Below are 18055 nucleotides of genomic sequence, written 5' to 3' on the forward strand. Positions count from 1 at the left end.
CTCTGAGGGAGAGAACCATGGATGGCAATGACGCACCCAAGGCCGGCGGCTGCCCGGTCATTCACACTGGCACTGAAGGCCGCACCAATCGCGACTGGTGGCCGAATGCGCTGAACCTGAAAATCCTGCATCAGAACACGCCCGCCGGGAATCCGATGGAAAAGGGCTTCGACTATGCAGAGGCCTTCAAGACGCTGGACCTCGCTGAGGTGAAGGCGGATATCGAAACCGTGCTGAAGGACAGCAAGTCCTGGTGGCCCGCCGACTGGGGGCATTACGGCCCCTTCATGATCCGCATGGCCTGGCATTCCGCCGGCACCTACCGGATCGGCGACGGGCGCGGCGGGTCGACCTCCGGCTCGCAACGCTTCGCGCCGCTGAACTCCTGGCCCGACAATGCCAACCTGGACAAGGCGCGGCGTCTGCTCTGGCCGGTAAAAAAGAAATACGGCAACGCGCTCAGCTGGGCCGATCTGATGATCCTGACCGGCAATGTCGCGCTGGAATCCATGGGGTTCAAGACCTTTGGTTTCGGCGGCGGGCGCGAGGATATCTACGAACCGGAGGAAGACGTCTACTGGGGGACGGAGGAAGAGTGGCTCGCCACCTCCGACAAGCCCAACAGCCGCTACAAGGAAGGCCGGGCGCTGGATAACCCGCTGGCCGCCGTGCAGATGGGCCTGATCTACGTAAACCCCGAGGGGCCGGACGGCAATCCGGACCCGCTGGCCGCGGCCTTTGACATCCGCGACACCTTTGGCCGGATGGCGATGAACGACGAGGAAACCGTCGCGCTGATCGCGGGCGGCCATACCTTTGGCAAGACCCACGGCAAGGGCGATCCGACCAAGGTCGGGCGGGAGCCCGAGGCGGCGGAGATCAACGAGATGGGCTTTGGCTGGACCTCCGGCGACGGCAAGGGGGGCGACAATGCCTTTACCTCCGGGCTTGAAGTGATCTGGACCACCACGCCGACGCAATGGGGCCACGGCTTCTTCCACAATCTCTTTGAATATGAGTGGGAGCTGACCAAATCCCCCGCCGGTGCGCATCAGTGGACGCCCAAGAACGCAGAGGCGCAGGACAGCGTCGCTGATCCGCATGTCGCAGGCAAGAAGCGCACGCCGAACATGCTGACCACCGACCTCGCCCTGCGGATGGACCCGGATTACGAGAAGATCTCTCGCCGGTTCTATGAAAACCCGGATCAGTTCGCGGATGCCTTTGCCCGCGCCTGGTTCAAGCTGACCCACCGTGACATGGGGCCGAAGGTCCGCTACCTCGGTGCCGAAGTGCCCGAGGAAGAGCTGATCTGGATGGATCCGGTTCCGGAGGTCGATCACCCGCTGGTGGGAGACGCCGAGATCGCCACGCTGAAGGACATGATCGCCAAGAGCGGCCTGTCGCAGCGGGACATGGTCTATACCGCCTGGTCCTCTGCCGCGTCGTTCCGCGGATCGGACAAGCGCGGCGGGGCCAATGGTGCCCGTATCCGTCTGGCGCCCCAGAAGGACTGGGAGGTCAACGAGCCGGAGAACCTGGCGCGCGTCCTCATGGCCTATGAGGCGATCAAGTCGGAGTTCGACGGTTCCGCCTCCGGCGGGATGAAGATCTCCCTGGCCGATCTGATCGTGCTGGGCGGCTCCGTCGGTGTCGAAATGGCGGCGAAGGCGGGCGGGCATGACATCACCGTGCCCTTCACCCCGGGCCGGACCGATGCGACCGAGGCGCAGACCGATGCCGAAAGCTTCGATCCGCTGGAGCCGCTGGCCGACGGGTTCCGCAACTATGTCCGCCCCGACTATACGATCCCGGCGGAACGGCTGCTGATCGACCGGTCGAACCTGCTGACCCTGAGCGCGCCGGAGATGACCGTTCTGGTCGGCGGGATGCGGGCCATGGGGATCAACCATGGCGACACCAAGCATGGCGTGCTGACCGATCATCCGGGCGCACTGACCTCCGACTTCTTCGTCACGCTGATGGAGATGGAGAATGAATGGGTCCCGGTCGAGGAAGACCGCCTGTTCGAAGGTCGCGACCGGGAGACCGGCGCGGTGAAGGGGACGGCGACGCGGGTGGACCTCGTCTTTGGCTCCAACTCCCAGCTGCGGTCGCTGGCCGAGGTCTATGCGCAGGACGACACTGCTGAACGCTTTGTCGGCGAATTCGTCAAAGCCTGGGTCAAGGTGATGGAAGCGGACCGCTTCGACATCTGATCTCTGCATCCATGAACAGGAAAGGCGTCGCTTCCGCGGCGCCTTTTCCGTTTGGGTCAGGGGAAACGATGGCGTTACGCTGATGATTTATCTATATCTCGCAGGTGAACAGCAGCGAAAGAGGCCCCGAAATGCCCGCAGGCGACCGTCGCATCGTCTCCTCCCGCCACCTTGCCGAAGGGCAGGGATGGGAAAGTTCCGAATTCGAATTCGGGATGATCATCGCTTACAACAGTTTTTCCCGCTGGATGCAGCGCTGCATGGCCGCCGCCGGTATGGGCGAACTGTCGCCGCTGGAAATCCTCGTGTTGCACAACACCAACCATCGGGACCGGGAAAAACGGCTGACCGACATCTGTTTCCTGCTAAACATCGAGGATACGCATACGGTCAACTATGCCCTGCGGAAACTGCTGAAGATGGGGCTTCTGGCCTCTGAAAAGCGCGGCAAGGAGGTGTTTTACAAGACCTCCGAAGAGGGCCGTGCGCTGTGCGAACGCTACCGCAAGGTGCGGGAGGAATGCCTGCTGGAACCGCTGAGCCGAGGCGGCGTCGCGGGGCAGGACCTGCGCGACATCGCCTCCACCCTGCGGGTGCTCTCGGGGTTCTATGATCAGGCGGGGCGGGCGGCCTCGTCTCTTTAGTTGTTCATCGCGTCCGGCAGGTAGGTCACGATCCCCGGGATCAGCGTGATCAGCACCACCGCCAACAGCAGCAGCCCGAAGAAGGGCAGCGCGGCCCTGGCGATCTTCATGATGTTGAATCCGGTGAGGCCCTGGATCACGAAGAGGTTGAAGCCGACGGGCGGGGTGATCTGGCTCATCTCCACCACCAGCACGAGGTAGATGCCGAACCACATCGGGTCTATTCCAGCCGAAGTCACCATCGGCAGGATGATCGACGTGGTCAGCACCACGACCGAAATCCCGTCAAGGAAGCAGCCCAGAACGATGAAGAAGACCGTCAGCACGGCGAGCAGCGCATATTGCGACAGGCCAAAGGTGCCAATCCAGGCGGCAAGGTTGCGCGGGATGCCGGTGAAGCCCATGGCGACGGACAGGACCGCGGCGGCCAGCAGAATGAAGGCGATCATCGCACTGGTCCGGGTGGCCGACAGCAGCGCCTCGATAAAGTCCTTCACGCGGAAGGTCCCGGTCGCCACGGCGAGGATGACGGAGAAGACGACGCCCACGGCAGCGGCATCCGTGGGAGAGGCGACGCCGGTGTAGATTGTGCCGATCACCCCGCCGATCAGCAGGACGATAGGGATCAGCCGACGGGAGGCTTTGAGCTTCTCCAGGAGAGAAAATCGACCCTCTTCCTGCGGAATACTGCCCGGGTTCATCAGGGCCATCAGCGCAACATAGCCGCCGAACATCAGCACCAGCATCAGCCCCGGCAGGATACCCGCGATGAAGAGCCGGGCGATGGATTGCTCCGTCGCGACACCATAGACGATGAGGATCACCGACGGCGGGATCAGGAAGCCCAAGGTGGCGGAGCCTGCCAGCGTGCCTAGGATCAGACTTTCGGGATAGCCGCGCCGGGTGAGTTCCGGCACCGACATACGGCCGATCGTGGCCGCCGTCGCGGCGGAGGAGCCGGAGACGGCGGCGAAGATCGCGCAGCCCAGCACATTGACATGCAGCAGCCGCCCCGGCGCCCGCCCCAGCCAGGGGGCGAGGCCGGTGAACATATCCTCCGACAGTCTCGATCTCAGCAGGATTTCCCCCATCAGGATGAAGAGCGGCAGCGCGGCCAATGGCCAGCTGTGCGAATGGCCCCAGAGGGTTGTCGCCATGACGAGGCCCGTGGGTGCGTTGGAGAAGAAGGTGAGCCCTGCAAGCGCCACGATCAGCAGCGACACGGCGACCCAGACGCCACTGGCCAACATCAGCAGAAGCAGCCCGAGGAGGGTGCCGAAAACGAGGGGATCGCTCATCATGCTTCCTCCTGATCCACGATGACCGACTGACCGGCCCGGAGGCTCTGCACCAGCGTGTCGAAGAAGGCGAGGGTCAGCAGGGCAAGGCCCGCGACCATGGCGCATTGCGGGATCCAGATCGGCACGGCGATCATGCCGGTGGATTTGTCGCCGTAATGCAGGCTCTCCAGCATCAGTTTGGTGCCGTAACAGAAAGCAAACGCCGAAGCCGCACCGGCCACGGCCAGCGTCATCATCTCAAGCTTCCAGCGGATCCGGGCCGACATCCGCCCGACAAAAAGGTTCACCCGGATATGGCCACCCTGCCGCAACGTATAGGCAAAGGCCATGAAACTGGCTGTGGAGAGGAAATACCCGGCGAAATCCGCGTAGGAGGGGATGGTGTAGGACCAGGCCGGGCCGCCAATACGCGCCAGGACATTCAGCCCGACCTGGGCCGTCACCAGCAAGCAGATGAGCAGGATCGCAAAGGCGGCGATCCCGCCTGCGGTCAGATAGAGGGTGTCGAGCAGACGGCGCATGGTGCGGCTCCGGTCCGAAGGGGATAGAAAAAGACCCTGTTCCGCCTGAAACAGGGTCTAATGAGCTCAGTTCTGATAGGTCGACAGGATCGCCTTGGCGTCGTCGCTGGCCTGCTCTTCCCAGGCTTCCAGCATCTCCGCACCGATGGACTGCAGACCTTCGACCAGCTCCGGCGACGGCTCCGCGATGGTCATGCCGTTTTCCTTCATGACCGCGACCTTCTCTTCCGTCTCCTTGGCGGACATCTCCCAGCCGCGGGTCTCGGCGGTTGCGGCGGCGGCCAGAACGGCCTCCTGCACGGCGGGGTCAAGCCGGTCAAAGGCGCGCTTGTTCACCACGACGATGTTCTTCGGAACCCAGGCGTTGATCGGCGTGTAGGTGTCGACAAAATCCCAGGCCTTGGAATTGGCACCGGTGGAGGGCGAGGTGATCATCGCCTGCACCTGCCCGGTGGTAAACGCCTGGGGAATATCCGCGGCCTCTACCTGAACCGGGGCGGCCTTGGCCAGCGCGGCGAATTGCTCCAGCACCGGGTTGTAGGCGCGGAACCGCAGACCGGAGAGGTCATCCACCGTCTTAATCTCGCCATTGGTATAAAGCCCCTGCGCCGGCCAAGCGACGGAGAAGAGCGGCATGAGCCCCTGCCCTTCCAGCAGCTTCGTCACAACGGGTTTCTGCGCGGCCCAGAGTTTCTTGGCATCATCATAGCTGGTCGCGACGAAGGGCTGGCTGTCGATCCCATAGGCCAGATCCTCATTGGCGAGGGTCGAGAGGAAGAATTCGCCCGCCGGCACCTGGCCGGAGCGGATGGCATTCTTGATCTCGCCATGCGGGAAAAGCGATCCGGCGGAATGCACGGTGATGGTCAGCGCCCCTTCGGTCGCGGTTTCAACATCGGCGGCGAATTCGCGGATATTGACGGTGTGGAAAGTGGCGTCGCCATAAGGCGTCGGCATGTCCCATGTCTCGGCCTGTGCAGCACCGGCAAGGCCAAGGCCCAGGGCCAGGGTGGTCACAAATCTACGCATCACGATACTCCTGTTGGGTGTGGCGTTCTGAATACGCCTCATTGTCATAACGTTGACAAAATGTCATCGAAATGAAATTAAAGTCAATGAAGGTTTTCGGGCGGTGCCGAAAATTGGCAGACGGAAAGGCGCAGGTGATGCTGGAACAGGCACTCGGTCCCGGACGCGCAGATGCAGATGGTCCTCAGATCCTGCCGGTCGGGATCGACTCGCTTCTGGTCCGGCTCTCTCTGACGGTGCAACCCTGGACAACCGGCGCCGTCCAGCTGCTGAGCCGCAACCTGCGCGACCGGTTTGGCGACCGCCTTGTTTCCGTGCATCCCAGCCTGACATCTGTTCTTGTCAAACTTGCCGATCCTGCCGAAAGAGAGCGCGTTGCAGGCGAAACAGAGACTGTTTTGGCAGAGGTGTCATGGGAGACGGCGACCGCGCCACCGGCGACCCGCATCTGGGAGATCCCTGTTGCCTTTGGCGGCGACAACGGGCCCGACCTGACAGAGGCGGCGGCGCTCGCCGGTCTGTCGCCGGACCAGGCCGTTGACGAGCTGCTGGCCACGTCCACGCGGGTTCTGGCCGTTGGATTTGCCCCCGGGCAGCCCTATCTCGGCCCGCTGCCAGAGCGCTGGAACCTGCCGCGCATGACCGAACTCAACCCGATGGTCCCGCGCGGAGCGCTCGCCGTCGCCGTGCGCCAGATCGTGCTGTTTGCCAATAAGTCGCCGACCGGGTGGCGGCAGGTCGCGCGATGCGCGTTCCAGGTGTTTCAGCCACAGGCAGAGACGCCGGCCCCGCTCTGTGCCGGGGACGAGGTGCGGCTGATCCGGGCGTCAGACGAGGAAATGGACCGGTTGCTGAACAGTGGCGATGTGATGGGCGGGGCGCGATGCCTCGGCGCGCCATGACGGGTCAGTTGGTGATCCGGCAGGCCGGCCCCGGTCTGAGCGTTCAGGACGCGGGCCGGCCCGACATGACCGGCATTGGTCTGTCGCGGGGCGGCGCGGCAGACAGGCTGGCACTGGCAGAGGGCGCCGCGCTTTTGCGACAGGCGCAGCCGGGCGCGGCGCTGGAGATGGCGGGCATGGGCGGCCGGTTTGAGGTCACGCAGCCGACCCGGATCGCGTTGACCGGCGCGCCGATGACCGCGCGCATCGGCGACAGGTCCGTCAGCTGGAATGCCAGCCACCGATTGGAGCCGGGAGAGGTTCTGACGATCGGCGCCGCCACGGCTGGCATTTATGGATATCTGAGCTTTCCGGGCGGAATCGTGACTGATCCTGTCCTTGGAAGCCGGTCCACCCATCTGGCCGGCGGCGTCGGACGGTTGATCACAGACGGGGATCGCTTGCCTGTGGGACCGGACCCGGACGTGGCGCTGCCGGGCTATGTTTTGCCACCGTCTTCCCGGTTCGAGGGCGGTACGGTCCGTTATGTCTACGGACCGCAGACCGGGCTGTTTTCCGCCGCCGAAGTCAGCCGGTTTGAAGCCACGGAGTTTTTCCGGGACCGGAGCGGCAACCGGCAGGGTGTCCGGCTGAAGATGGAGGTGCCGCCCTTTGTGTCCGAGGCGCCGGAGAACCTCGCCTCAGAGTTCATTTTCGAAGGCGATATCCAGATGACCGGCGCGGGCGTGCCCTATGTCCTGCTGGCGGAGTGCCAGACCATGGGCGGATACCCCCGGATCGGGACCGTCGTGCCGGACGACCTGCCGCTGATCGCGCAGGCGCGACCGGATATGCGTCTGACGTTCCGGCGCCTGCCATCGGAGGAGCTGGCGACGGCCTCAACCCCGCTGACCGGCCTGATCGCTCAGGCGCGCAGGCTGATCAGACCGCTAGTTCGCGATCCGCGCCATATGCCGGACCTGTTGTCCTATTCCCTGATCAGCGGTGTGACCGCCGGCGACGATCTTGATAGAACGTGACAGCCACATCAGGCGCAGGTAACCAGAAGCCGACCGCCCGACGGAGACAGCCGCGTGATCATTGAGAAAACGGAAATTCCCGAGGTTCTGAGCCTTGTGCCGGCGCGGTTCGCGGATGACCGTGGCATGTTTTCCGAAAGCTGGAGCCGGCGGACGCTGGAAAGCCACGGGCTGAACCTTCCGGATTTTGTGCAGGACAATCACTCCCTCTCTGTCGCGGCGGGGACAGTTCGGGGGCTGCATTTCCAGTCCCCTCCGCATGCGCAGGGCAAGCTTGTCCGATGCGGACGCGGACGGCTGTTCGATGTCGCTGTCGATATCCGCACGGGCAGCGCGACCTACGGCGCCTGGGTCGGGCGGGAGCTCTGCGCAGAGCTGGGCCGGCAGTTGTGGATCCCGGCCGGGTTTTTGCACGGGTTTGTCACGCTCGAACCGAACACAGAGATCGTTTACAAATGCACGGATTATTACGCGCCGGACTGCGACGGCAGCGTGCATTGGCAGAGCTGCGGCATCAGCTGGCCTCTGCCACCCGGAACAGAGCCTATCCTGTCTGAAAAGGACCAAAAGGCCCCGGCATTTTCGACCTTAAAAAGCCCTTTCAAGATGGGTGACGCATGAGACTGCTTGTCACCGGAGGCGCCGGATTTATCGGCTCGGCCGTGGTCCGCAGGGCCATCGGGCTGGGGCATGAGGTTATCAACCTCGACGCGCTGACCTATGCCGCCTGCCTGGACAACCTCGCCTCTGTCGCGCAGAGCCCCCGGTATCACTTCGAACATGTCGATATCAGGGACAAACCCGCCCTGAATCAAGTGTTCGAGCGGCATGCGCCCGACGCGGTCATGCATCTGGCCGCCGAAACCCATGTCGACCGGTCGATCGACGGCCCGGACGCGTTTGTCGCGACGAATGTCACCGGAACAACCAACCTGTTGCAGGCCGCGCAGGGCTATTGGGTTCAGTCCGGGCGCCCGGCCGGCTTCCGGTTTCATCATGTCTCTACCGACGAGGTTTTCGGAAGCCTCCCGCCAGACCCGGAGCAGCGCTTTACCGAAGACAGCCCATATGACCCGCGCAGTCCCTATTCCGCCTCAAAAGCGGCATCCGACTTCTTTGTCCGGGCCTGGCACGAGACCTACGGCCTGCCTGTGGTGATCAGCAATTGTTCCAACAATTACGGGCCCTATCACTTTCCAGAAAAGCTGGTTCCGGTGGTCATCCTGAACGCGCTGGCCGGCCGGCCGATCCCTGTCTACGGCACCGGGGCGAATATCCGCGACTGGCTCTTTGTCGAAGATCATGCTGAGGCGCTGCTGCGCGTCGTGACCGCGGGCGCTGTCGGGCGCACCTATGCGATTGGCGGCGAAAGCGAATGCACCAATATCGCGCTGGTCCGGATGATCTGCGCCACGCTCGACAGGCTGCGGCCCGCCGCGACGCCCTACGCGGATTTGATCACCTTTGTGGAAGACAGGCCGGGTCACGATGCGCGGTACGCCATCGATCCGACACGTATCCGGGAGGAGCTGGGCTGGGCCCCCTCCGTCACCCTGAACGAAGGGATAGACCGGACGGTCCGCTGGTTTCTTGACAATGAAAGCTGGTGGTCCGCGCTGCTGGACCGGGACGGGGTCGGCAAGAGGCTTGGCCGGGGATGACGCTCCTGATGTTCGGCCGCACCGGCCAGGTTGCGCAGGAGGTGATCCGGCTGTGCCCCGGGATACAGGCGCTGGACCGGTCAGAGGCGGATTTGGACGATCCAGAAAGCTGTGCGGCCGCCATACGGGATATCCGTCCGGACGGTGTGATCAATGCGGCGGCATGGACCGCTGTGGATGCCGCCGAAGAGGAGGAGGCCGCCGCATTGCGCGTCAACGGGCTGTCCCCCGGGGCCATGGCACAGGCCTGCGCCGCGCTGGATCTGCCGCTGGTGCATCTGTCGACGGAGTATGTGTTTGACGGCCATGGCACGCAGGCGCACCGCCCCAGTGACCGGCCGGACCCCATCAATGCCTATGGGCGCAGCAAGCTGGCCGGCGAAATGGCGATACGGGAGAGCGGGGCGCGCCATGTCATCCTGCGCACCAGCTGGGTGTTTTCCGCCCATGGGTCGAATTTTGTCCGGACGATGCTGCGCCTGTCCGAAACCCGGTCTGAACTGTCTGTCGTGTCCGATCAGATCGGGGGGCCAACGCCTGCGGCCGCACTGGCCGATGCCTGCCTGATTATGCTGACCGCGCTGACCGGTGGGACGGGACGATCCGGCACCTATCATCTGAGCGGCCAGCCCGAGGTCAGCTGGTCCGATTTCGCGCGGGCCATTTTTGAGATGTCGGGGCGGCCCGTGACGGTCCGGGATATCCCGACCAGCGGCTACCCCACACCGGCCCGGCGTCCGCTGAATTCGAGGCTCGACTGTACGGACACGGAACGGCAGTTTGGCATCAGGCGGCCCGACTGGCGCGCCGGGCTGACAGACGTCCTGACGGAACTGGGAGACATCCGAACATGAGCGCGCGCAAGGGCATCATTCTGGCTGGCGGCACCGGGTCCCGCCTCTATCCGATTACCATGGGCGTGTCGAAACAGCTGTTGCCGCTCTATGACAAGCCGATGATCTATTATCCGCTGTCGGTCCTGATGCTGGCCCGGATCCGCGAGATCGCGATCATTACCACGTCGCAGGACCGCGACCAGTTCCGCCGGCTTCTGGGAGACGGCAGCCAATGGGGGCTGAGCCTGAGCTATATCGAACAGCCCCGGCCCGAGGGGCTCGCCCAGGCCTATATCCTTGCTGAGGATTTTCTCGATGGCGCAGGCTCCGCCATGGTTCTGGGTGACAACATCTTCTTTGGCCATGGCCTGCCCCGGATCATGGAGGCGGCAGATGCGCGACCCTCGGGGGCGACGGTCTTCGGCTATCATGTTGCCGATCCGCAGCGGTACGGCGTCGTCGATTTCGACACCGATGGCCGGGTGCGGGCGCTGATCGAGAAACCGGAGGTGCCGCCTTCGGATTATGCCGTCACGGGTCTCTATTTCATGGATGCCACCGCGTCGGAGCGGGCCCGGCAGGTGACACCCTCCAGCCGTGGCGAGCTGGAAATCGTGTCGCTGCTGGACAGCTATCTGAAAGACGAGGCGCTGACAGTGGAACGTATGGGCCGCGGCTATGCCTGGCTGGATACCGGCACACATGGCAGCCTGCTGGATGCCGCGAATTTTGTCCGGACGCTGCAATTGCGGCAGGGGCTGCATGTCGGCAACCCCGACGAGATCGCGTTTGAAAACGGCTGGATCGATGCGGCGGCGCTGCGTGAGCGTGCTAGCCTGTTCGAAAAAACCGACTACGGCCGATACCTTCTGCGTCTGTTACCGCCGCTGCCATGAAATGACCCGATTTGCACCATCGGGCCGCCTTTCGCTGCTGGTTATCTGACCCCAGCATATTTGAAAGGACTCATCATGTTCGGACTGGTTCTCATTGGCACATTCGTCGGCTACCTGAGCGGCGCCATCGCCTGGCTGGGTGGCGCAAGCTTTCTTCAAGGCCTTGCAATCGTGTCGATTTCCGGCGTTCTCACGATCGCCGTGCTGACCGCGCTGCTGCTGCTCCGGTCCGGCCGCAGCGACGTCGCCGACATGAATCAGGCCGCCGCCTGATCATCCTTTGGCGTTCGGGCCCGCCGGCCTGGTCGCCAACAATACCGACCAGAAGGCGAGATTGTTTCGCCGGGCGCCGGATCGATTGGTGGGCAGGACGCGCTTATTCCGGCGCAACCTGTGCGATTGTTTGCGGATGATCGCTGAATTTCCTGCATTTGCCCCCGTTTGAGCCATCACCGTCATATTTTCATGCTGCCGTGCGGCTAAATTCTGGCCATCTGCGCCGGTTGCAGTAGGCTGACCCTGGGTCGCCCTTCTGCGGCCAATCAAGATCACACTACGATAAAGGCTTTTCAAGAATGCAGAGCATTACCCCTGTCATCCTGTGTGGCGGCTCCGGAACTCGGCTGTGGCCGCTCTCGCGGAAGAGCTACCCCAAACAATTCGCGCCGCTGACCAGCGAGACATCGCTGTTTCAGTCCACGGCCAGCCGGCTGTCCGGATCTGGCGACGGGATTTCATTCGAAAAGCCCATCGTTGTCACGAATTCCGATTTCCGCTTCATCGTGACAGAGCAGCTCGCCGCGGCGGGCGTCGATCCCGGCACGATCCTGATCGAACCCTCGGGGCGCAATACGGCCCCCGCCGTTCTGGCCGCCGCGCTGCATCTGCAGGCCAGCGATCCCGAAGCCATCATGCTGGTGGCCCCCTCCGATCACCTGATGCCCGATGCCGCCGCCCTGCGTGCGGCTGTGGCAACCGGTCTGGGCGCCGTGTCCAAAGGTGATCTGACACTTTTCGGCATCAAACCTGACCGCCCCGAAACCGGCTATGGCTATCTCGAAGCCGCGTCTGACGGCGATGGCCCGCTTCCGCTGAAGCGCTTTGTCGAAAAGCCCGACCTCGCCAATGCGGAAAAGATGCTTGCCAGCGGTACCTATCTTTGGAACGCCGGGATCTTCCTGTTCAAAGTGTCCGACATCATCGCGGCATTCGAAAAGTTTGCGCCGGAATTTGTGCCGCCTGTGTCTGCCTCCGTCCAGGAGGCAGAGCCTGACCTGGGCTTCCTGCGCCTCGCGCCGGAGCCCTGGGAAAAGGCGCCCGATCTGTCGATCGACTATGCGGTCATGGAAAAGGCCAGCGCCTTGTCGGTCGTGCCCTACACCGCCGAATGGTCTGACCTGGGCGGCTGGGATGCGGTCTGGCGGACCTCGGAAAAAGACGAATCGGGCAATGCGCTATATGGCGCGGCGACCGCCATCGACTGTACCGATTCCATCCTGCGCTCGGATTCCGACAATCTGGAAGTTGTCGGCATCGGCGTGAAGGACATCATCGCCGTTGCCATGAACGATGCCGTCCTGGTCGCGCCCAAAGACCGGTCGCAGGATGTCAAACTGGCCGTGTCGAAGCTGAAGGAAAAGAAGGCCGTTCAGGCGGAATCCTTCCCCAAGGATCACCGTCCCTGGGGCTGGTTTGAAAGCCTTGTTGTCGGCGGGCGGTTCCAGGTCAAACGGATCATGGTCCATCCCGGCGCATCGCTGTCGCTGCAGTCGCATTTCCATCGTTCGGAACACTGGATCGTGGTCGAGGGCACCGCACGGGTCACCGTGGATGATGAGGTCAAGCTCGTGACCGAAAACGAATCCGTCTACATTCCGCTGGGCGCCATTCACCGGATGGAGAATCCGGGCAAGGTCCCGATGGTTCTGATCGAGGTTCAGACCGGGTCTTATGTCGGAGAGGACGATATCGTCCGTTACGAGGACATGTATTCCCGCGGCCAGGGTGCAAAAGGCTAACTCACCGGTCCAGTCGGCGGAGATTGTTTAAAAACTGTAAACAAATCTGCAACACTTCGCCGACTGTTGCAGATTTGTGAAATTTAATAGCCGTTTTGAAACCATCACGGGCTAACCTCTTCGGACTCAACCGAGGAGGAGGCCCGGATGGTTGAAGACTCGAGCTGGCTTTGGGAGGCCATCGAACAGGAGCGTTTGGCGGATCAGAATTTGGGAGATCGGCGATACTATGCGGTGGAGGCCGCATTCGTCAGCATCCCCCTGTCTGTCGTTCTGACGTTCAGCGTCATGGTACTTGGGCAGTTCAGCCTGTTTTGGGCGCTGCCAATCTATTCCGCCATTGGGACGGTCTGCCTGCTGGGGCTGACCGCACTGGCGCTGCTGGAAGACCGTTCCTGACCTTTGATCGGGCGCCGTTCAGGCGCCGATCTTGGCTAGCGCGGCTTCGATGCCCTGGGCAAACCGGGCCTCGGTGAACTGTTGCGCCCGGGCGAGGCAGGCTGCCGGATCGGCATCCGTCAGGCCCGATGCCTCGATCCGCTCAACGGCGTCGACGAGGCTGTCCACTGTCTGAGTATCGAAGAACACGCCCGTTTCGCCGTCAACCACGGTATCCAGAATGCCCCCGCGCCCGTAAGCGACCACCGGACGGCCAGACGCCATGACCTCAACCGGGACGATGCCGAAATCCTCTTCTCCCGGGAAGATCAGCGCCTTGCACCGCGCCATATGAGATTTGAGGACATCGAACGGCACTTTGCCCAGGAAGGTGACATTGTCACCGGCCCGCGCCTTGAGCTTTTCGACCGTGTCATCCGGTCCGCCGATCACAACCAGCGGCAATTTGAGACGGGTGAAGGCATCGACCGCCAGATCCGGCCGCTTGTAGGGCGCCAGCTCTCCGGCCCAGAGGTAGAAATCCCCGCGTTCGGACGCGGGGATGGCGGAAAAATCCTCTACCGCGACGGGGGGATGAACGACATCGGCATCACGGCGCCAGTATTTCTCGATGCGCTGTGCGACAAACCGCGAATTTGCGGCAAAGCCGTCCACCCGCGCGGCCGAGGTGACATCCCACTGACGCAGCGAATGCGCAAGGGTTGGCATCATCATCCGGGTCAACCGGCCGGCGCCGTTCCGGTAAACATGGTACTGATCCCAGAGATACCGCATCGGCGAATGGCAATAGCACAGATGCGGCGCGTCCGGCGGTGCGATGACCCCTTTGGCCGGACCGGACTCAGACGAGATGACAAGGTCGTATCCCGTCAGATCAATCTCTTCCAGCGCGCGCGGCATCAGCGGCAGGTACTTCTGATACATCTTCTTGGCCAGCGGCAGGCGGCCGATACGCGTTTCGATAATGCGATGTTTGGTCAATGTGGCGGACAGGCGTTCCGGGTCCGCGACATGGGTAAATATGTCGGCCTGCGGGAACATCCGGCACAAGGCTTCGATCACCTTTTCGCCACCCCGCATCCCGACAAGCCAGTAATGTATGATCGCGACCCTGCGACCGTCTGAAAATTTGCTGCTGTCCATAGTCCGACCGAAGAATGACTTTTGCGAACAATGGCCTGAGCCTTGGCTCAAAGGCAACCGGGATCTCCGGCACCTGTGGGTGCGGCGGAATTCAGCTGCCGGATCGCAACTTATTTCAGCCCTGCGGGACCGCGCGTTGCGGCACGGTCCCGCAGCTGTCTGTCAGACCAGAAGATCGGCAATATGGATCGGGTAGGACCGTGGCCGAACGCCGGTTGCATGCCAGACCGCATTGGCAATCGCCCCGGCGGTCCCGGTGGTCCCGATCTCGCCCACACCCTTGACGCCCAGCGGGTTCACATAAGGATCGTCCTCCGCGACCGTGAACGCCTCCACATTCGGAACATCGGCCTGGATCGGCACGTGATAGCCTGCCAGATCGGCATTCATGATGCGTCCCGTCCGCCGGTCGTGCAGCGCCTCTTCCTGCAGGGCAAAGCCCAGACCCCAGATCATTCCGCCCGTCAACTGACTGCGCGTCAGATGCGGGTTGATGATGCGACCGGCAGCAAAGGCGCCGATCAGCCGGGTGCACCGGATCTGGAGCAGATCGGGATCAACCTTCACCTCGGCAAAGACGGCCCCGTGGGAAAACATCGCGTGGCTATCGGCATAAGAGGGGTTGCGGCTGCCTTGGCCCTTGCCCTCGATCTCCGCCCGACCGGCGCGGGCCAGAATATCGACGTAGCTTTCACGGCGGCTTTCATCGGCACGGCTTACGAGGTAGCCGTCGCGCGCCTCGAACCCGGCATTGCCGGACCCGAAAAGAGGCGAGTCAGGGTCGTTTTCGGCCAGTTCTGCCAGTTGGCGGATGGCATCTCCGCCCGCCGCAAAAAGCGCCGATCCGGCGGAGGCCGTATGGCCGGACCCGCCGGCGACACCGGCATCGGGCAGGGTCGAATTGCCGGAGCGGAACTCAACCCGGTCGATTGGCAGGCCCAGCCCGTCGGCGGCGATCTGGGCCAGCGCCGTCCAGGCCCCCTGCCCCATATCGGCGCCGGAGGTTTCGACCAAGGCCGAGCCATCCGCGCGCAACACGGCGCGGGCGGAAGCCGCGAACATGGGGGCTGGGAAAAGCGCCGTACCCATGCCCCAGCCGATCAGCATGCCCTGTTCGTCGCTCATGCTGCGGGGGGCAAGCGGCCGCCCCTCCCATCCGAAACGCTTCGCGCCCTCGGCATAGCATTCACGCAGCGACTTGGCAGAGAACGGCTTGCCAGAGGCGGGATCGACCTCCGCATAATTGCGCAGGCGGAATTCAAGCGGGTCTATCCCGGCCTTTTCCGCAGCAACATCCATGGCGATTTCAAGCGCGGCGGAGCCGCTCGCCTCTCCCGGTGCCCGCATGGGTCCGGGCGTGCCGACATCCATCCGCACCAGGTCATGCGAGCTGCGCAGCGCCGGCGCCGCATAGGTGTTGAGCGAGGCCCGCGCCGCCGGTTCGGAGAAGACGTCGAAACTGGAGGACACGGCCGTCGCATGGTGGTCAATTGCCTGGATATGCCCCTGCGCATCCGTGCCAATCGTCAGCTTTTGCCGTGTAGCCCCGCGATGGCCGGTGGGCCCATACATCTGGTCGCGCCGGAACGTCAGCTTGACCGGACGGCCCAGGTCCCGCGCCGCGAGGATCGCCATCAGATAGGGGCCGAGCACGATGGCTTTCGACCCGAACCCACCACCGAGATACGGCGAACGGAGTGTCACATTCTCCTCCGGCAGACCGAAGAAGGCGGCATAGGTCCGGCTGGCCATGACCAACGCCTGATTGGGCGAATCCAGGGTCAGGCGATCCCCGTCCCATTGTGCGACCATGGCATGCGGCTCCATCGCATTATGATATTGCGGTGGCGTCGCGACATGCGTCTCTGAGGTCTCGGCCGCGTCGCGCAGGGCTGTGTCGACATCGCCCTTGGTAAAAACGGGCTCCATCCCCATCCCGACGGTTTCCGCTTTTTCAGGCGGAATCGTATCGAAATCGACGCGGGCGGGGTCCATGCTGTAGCGCGGATTCAGCAGGCGGGCGCCTTCGGTCGCGGCCTCGACGGTTTCTGCAACGACCAGCGCGATTGGCTGGCCGGCATAGCGGACAGTGTCGCTCTGCAAAGCTTCGGTACGGAAACCAAAGGGGTAGGCCTTTCCATCGGGATCGAGCGACAGCGGCGGCCGGTTCTCCGGCGTCATCACATGAACGACGCCGGGATGGGCCAGTGCCGCTGCGGTATCCAGCGCCGTGACCCGGCCGCGCGCAATGCTGGCCGTAGCAATGACCGCATGCAAGAGCCCCTCGGGGCGGTTGTCGGCGGCATAGGTGGCCGTCCCGGTCACCTTGGCGATGCCGTCGCGGCGGGTCATCGGCTGCCCGGCATTGGAGCCGAGCCGGACGTGACCGGTTTCGTAGAGCGTATCAGGCATGGGCGGGTTCCCCTGTTTCTGCGGCAAAGACGGAGGCGGGCAGCGCCGGCATTTCGGCGGGCGTCCCGGCGGCGGCCAGCGTGAGCGCCCGCACCGCGATCCGTTTCGCGAGGTCGATCTTGTGAGCATTGTCACCGGAAGGCGCGGCCCCGGCGGTCAGGATATCGGCGGCGCGGGCGAAAGCCTCGGTGCCCGGCGTCGTACCGGTCAGAAGCGCCTCCGCTTCTTCCACGCGCCAGGGGGCAGCGGCGACACCGCCAAGGGCGATCCGCGCCTCTGTGATATGGCCACCGGCGATCCGCAGCATCGCCGCGGCAGAGACCAGCGCAAAGGCGAAGGAGGTGCGTTCGCGCAGTTTGAGGTAGCGGGAGTGATCGGCAAAGGCCTCCATCCCGCCGGGAATATGGATACCAGTGACTATTTCACCTTGATTGAGCTTTGGCCCGCCCGGAGAGGTCGCATCCGGCAGCGCGTAGAACTGCATCACCGGAACATCGCGCTGGCCTTCGGGCCCGGCGATTTCCACCACCGCGCCCAGTGCTGCCAGCGGCACGGCCATGTCGGAGGGATGGGTCGCGATGCATTGATCGGACCAGCCGAGCACCGCCTGATTATGCGTCTCCCCGCCGATGGCATCGCAGCCCGCGCCCGGATCGCGCCGGTTGCAGGCGGAATGGGCATCGTAGAAATAGGGGCAGCGGGTCGATTGCATCAGGTTGCCGCCCAGCGTCGCCATATTGCGCAGCTGGGGCGAGGCGCCGGAGAGCAGCGCCTCCGCCAGCGCGGGATAGGTACGGGCGATGCGCGGATCGCGGGCCATATCGGCATTGCGCACCAGCGCGCCGATGCGCAGCCCCTCGTCTTCGGCCATGTCGATGCCGGAGAGTTCCGGCAGGCGGGAGATGTCGATGATCTTGTCTGGCCGGGCGACATTGGCCTTCATCAGATCCATCAGGTTGGTTCCGCCCGCGATGTAACGCGCGCCCGGTTCGGCACCTTTGGAGAGCGCCTCCGCCAGCGTGGCGGGACGGGAATAGTCAAACGTCTTCATACTG

The 18055-nt window shown here is 63.5% G+C and carries 17 protein-coding genes; 11 read left to right on the forward strand and 6 right to left on the reverse strand.

Going from position 1 to position 18055, the window contains the following annotated elements:
* The first annotated feature begins 17 nt into the window (after positions 1-17).
* Both katG and ACRARG_RS17350 read left to right on the forward strand, forming a co-directional pair.
* The gene (katG, locus tag ACRARG_RS17345; RefSeq protein WP_432691468.1) at positions 18-2219 is read left to right on the forward strand and encodes a catalase/peroxidase HPI; all 2202 of its coding nucleotides are present in this window, start codon (positions 18-20) and stop codon (positions 2217-2219) included.
* A gap of 131 nt (positions 2220-2350) precedes the next feature.
* Entirely contained in the window at positions 2351-2863 is a 513-nt protein-coding gene (locus ACRARG_RS17350; protein WP_432691469.1) for a winged helix DNA-binding protein, read from the forward strand.
* On the opposite strand, the gene ACRARG_RS17355 is transcribed toward ACRARG_RS17350, so the two are convergent.
* From ACRARG_RS17355 to ACRARG_RS17365, 3 genes are all read right to left on the reverse strand, one after another.
* On the reverse strand, positions 2860-4161 hold the full coding sequence (locus ACRARG_RS17355) for a TRAP transporter large permease (RefSeq protein WP_432691470.1): 1302 nt from the start codon (positions 4159-4161) through the stop codon (positions 2860-2862). The genes ACRARG_RS17350 and ACRARG_RS17355 overlap by 4 nt on opposite strands.
* Entirely contained in the window at positions 4161-4685 is a 525-nt protein-coding gene (locus tag ACRARG_RS17360; protein WP_432691471.1) for a TRAP transporter small permease, read from the reverse strand. The genes ACRARG_RS17355 and ACRARG_RS17360 overlap by 1 nt, the downstream gene beginning before the upstream one ends.
* Positions 4686-4751: 66 nt before the next feature.
* Positions 4752-5714 (reverse strand): TRAP transporter substrate-binding protein, encoded by a 963-nt coding sequence (locus ACRARG_RS17365; RefSeq protein WP_432691472.1) that lies wholly within the window; start codon positions 5712-5714, stop codon positions 4752-4754.
* A gap of 113 nt (positions 5715-5827) precedes the next feature.
* Here ACRARG_RS17365 and ACRARG_RS17370 point away from each other — a divergent pair, with 113 nt between their 5' ends.
* The 9 genes from ACRARG_RS17370 (at position 5828) to ACRARG_RS17410 (ending at position 13445) form a co-directional block, all read left to right on the forward strand.
* Entirely contained in the window at positions 5828-6616 is a 789-nt protein-coding gene (locus ACRARG_RS17370; protein WP_432691473.1) for a 5-oxoprolinase subunit B family protein, read from the forward strand.
* The gene (locus ACRARG_RS17375; protein WP_432691474.1) at positions 6598-7635 is read left to right on the forward strand and encodes a 5-oxoprolinase subunit C family protein; all 1038 of its coding nucleotides are present in this window, start codon (positions 6598-6600) and stop codon (positions 7633-7635) included. The genes ACRARG_RS17370 and ACRARG_RS17375 overlap by 19 nt, the downstream gene beginning before the upstream one ends.
* 54 nt (positions 7636-7689) lie before the next feature.
* Positions 7690-8256: a dTDP-4-dehydrorhamnose 3,5-epimerase gene (gene rfbC / locus ACRARG_RS17380; protein ID WP_432691475.1), complete on the forward strand. Its 567-nt coding sequence runs from the start codon at positions 7690-7692 to the stop codon at positions 8254-8256.
* Complete coding sequence (gene rfbB / locus ACRARG_RS17385) at positions 8253-9296, forward strand: dTDP-glucose 4,6-dehydratase (RefSeq protein WP_432691476.1); 1044 nt, start codon at positions 8253-8255, stop codon at positions 9294-9296. The genes rfbC and rfbB overlap by 4 nt, the downstream gene beginning before the upstream one ends.
* A complete protein-coding gene (rfbD, locus tag ACRARG_RS17390) occupies positions 9293-10150 on the forward strand; it encodes a dTDP-4-dehydrorhamnose reductase (protein ID WP_432691477.1) in 858 nt (285 codons plus the stop codon). Before rfbB ends, rfbD begins: the two co-directional genes overlap by 4 nt.
* Positions 10147-11028 (forward strand): glucose-1-phosphate thymidylyltransferase RfbA, encoded by an 882-nt coding sequence (gene rfbA / locus ACRARG_RS17395; RefSeq protein WP_432691478.1) that lies wholly within the window; start codon positions 10147-10149, stop codon positions 11026-11028. Before rfbD ends, rfbA begins: the two co-directional genes overlap by 4 nt.
* Positions 11029-11103: 75 nt before the next feature.
* On the forward strand, positions 11104-11301 hold the full coding sequence (locus ACRARG_RS17400; RefSeq protein WP_432691479.1) for a hypothetical protein: 198 nt from the start codon (positions 11104-11106) through the stop codon (positions 11299-11301).
* Positions 11302-11603: 302 nt separating this feature from the next.
* Positions 11604-13046 (forward strand): mannose-1-phosphate guanylyltransferase/mannose-6-phosphate isomerase, encoded by a 1443-nt coding sequence (locus tag ACRARG_RS17405; protein WP_432691480.1) that lies wholly within the window; start codon positions 11604-11606, stop codon positions 13044-13046.
* A gap of 147 nt (positions 13047-13193) precedes the next feature.
* Positions 13194-13445, forward strand: coding sequence for a hypothetical protein (locus ACRARG_RS17410; protein ID WP_432691481.1), 252 nt, complete (start codon positions 13194-13196; stop codon positions 13443-13445).
* Between the two features lie 18 nt (positions 13446-13463).
* On the opposite strand, the gene ACRARG_RS17415 is transcribed toward ACRARG_RS17410, so the two are convergent.
* The 3 genes from ACRARG_RS17415 to ACRARG_RS17425 form a co-directional block, all read right to left on the reverse strand.
* Positions 13464-14588, reverse strand: a complete 1125-nt coding sequence (locus tag ACRARG_RS17415) for a glycosyltransferase (RefSeq protein ID WP_432691482.1) — start codon at positions 14586-14588, stop codon at positions 13464-13466.
* 162 nt (positions 14589-14750) lie between these two features.
* Positions 14751-17000, reverse strand: coding sequence for a xanthine dehydrogenase family protein molybdopterin-binding subunit (locus ACRARG_RS17420; protein ID WP_432691483.1), 2250 nt, complete (start codon positions 16998-17000; stop codon positions 14751-14753).
* Positions 16993-18051 carry an FAD binding domain-containing protein gene (locus ACRARG_RS17425; RefSeq protein WP_432691484.1) on the reverse strand — a complete coding sequence of 353 codons (1059 nt, stop codon included), beginning with the start codon at positions 18049-18051 and terminating at the stop codon, positions 16993-16995. Before ACRARG_RS17425 ends, ACRARG_RS17420 begins: the two co-directional genes overlap by 8 nt.
* Positions 18052-18055: the final 4 nt, after the last annotated feature.

It is taken from the genome of Pseudooceanicola profundi (genome assembly GCF_050897955.1).
Taxonomy (GTDB): domain Bacteria; phylum Pseudomonadota; class Alphaproteobacteria; order Rhodobacterales; family Rhodobacteraceae; genus Pseudooceanicola.

What these genes read in the sequence shown, in the direction of transcription:
- katG (WP_432691468.1), top strand. Translation starts at nt 18, where the DNA reads ATGGATGGCAATGACGCACCCAAGGCCGGCGGCTGCCCGGTCATTCAC.
- ACRARG_RS17350 (WP_432691469.1), top strand. Translation starts at nt 2,351, where the DNA reads ATGCCCGCAGGCGACCGTCGCATCGTCTCCTCCCGCCACCTTGCCGAA.
- ACRARG_RS17355 (WP_432691470.1), bottom strand. Translation starts at nt 4,161, where the DNA reads ATGAGCGATCCCCTCGTTTTCGGCACCCTCCTCGGGCTGCTTCTGCTG.
- ACRARG_RS17360 (WP_432691471.1), bottom strand. Translation starts at nt 4,685, where the DNA reads ATGCGCCGTCTGCTCGACACCCTCTATCTGACCGCAGGCGGGATCGCC.
- ACRARG_RS17365 (WP_432691472.1), bottom strand. Translation starts at nt 5,714, where the DNA reads ATGCGTAGATTTGTGACCACCCTGGCCCTGGGCCTTGGCCTTGCCGGT.
- ACRARG_RS17375 (WP_432691474.1), top strand. Translation starts at nt 6,598, where the DNA reads ATGCCTCGGCGCGCCATGACGGGTCAGTTGGTGATCCGGCAGGCCGGC.
- rfbB (WP_432691476.1), top strand. Translation starts at nt 8,253, where the DNA reads ATGAGACTGCTTGTCACCGGAGGCGCCGGATTTATCGGCTCGGCCGTG.
- rfbD (WP_432691477.1), top strand. Translation starts at nt 9,293, where the DNA reads ATGACGCTCCTGATGTTCGGCCGCACCGGCCAGGTTGCGCAGGAGGTG.
- rfbA (WP_432691478.1), top strand. Translation starts at nt 10,147, where the DNA reads ATGAGCGCGCGCAAGGGCATCATTCTGGCTGGCGGCACCGGGTCCCGC.
- ACRARG_RS17400 (WP_432691479.1), top strand. Translation starts at nt 11,104, where the DNA reads ATGTTCGGACTGGTTCTCATTGGCACATTCGTCGGCTACCTGAGCGGC.
- ACRARG_RS17405 (WP_432691480.1), top strand. Translation starts at nt 11,604, where the DNA reads ATGCAGAGCATTACCCCTGTCATCCTGTGTGGCGGCTCCGGAACTCGG.
- ACRARG_RS17410 (WP_432691481.1), top strand. Translation starts at nt 13,194, where the DNA reads ATGGTTGAAGACTCGAGCTGGCTTTGGGAGGCCATCGAACAGGAGCGT.
- ACRARG_RS17415 (WP_432691482.1), bottom strand. Translation starts at nt 14,588, where the DNA reads ATGGACAGCAGCAAATTTTCAGACGGTCGCAGGGTCGCGATCATACAT.
- ACRARG_RS17420 (WP_432691483.1), bottom strand. Translation starts at nt 17,000, where the DNA reads ATGCCTGATACGCTCTACGAAACCGGTCACGTCCGGCTCGGCTCCAAT.
- ACRARG_RS17425 (WP_432691484.1), bottom strand. Translation starts at nt 18,051, where the DNA reads ATGAAGACGTTTGACTATTCCCGTCCCGCCACGCTGGCGGAGGCGCTC.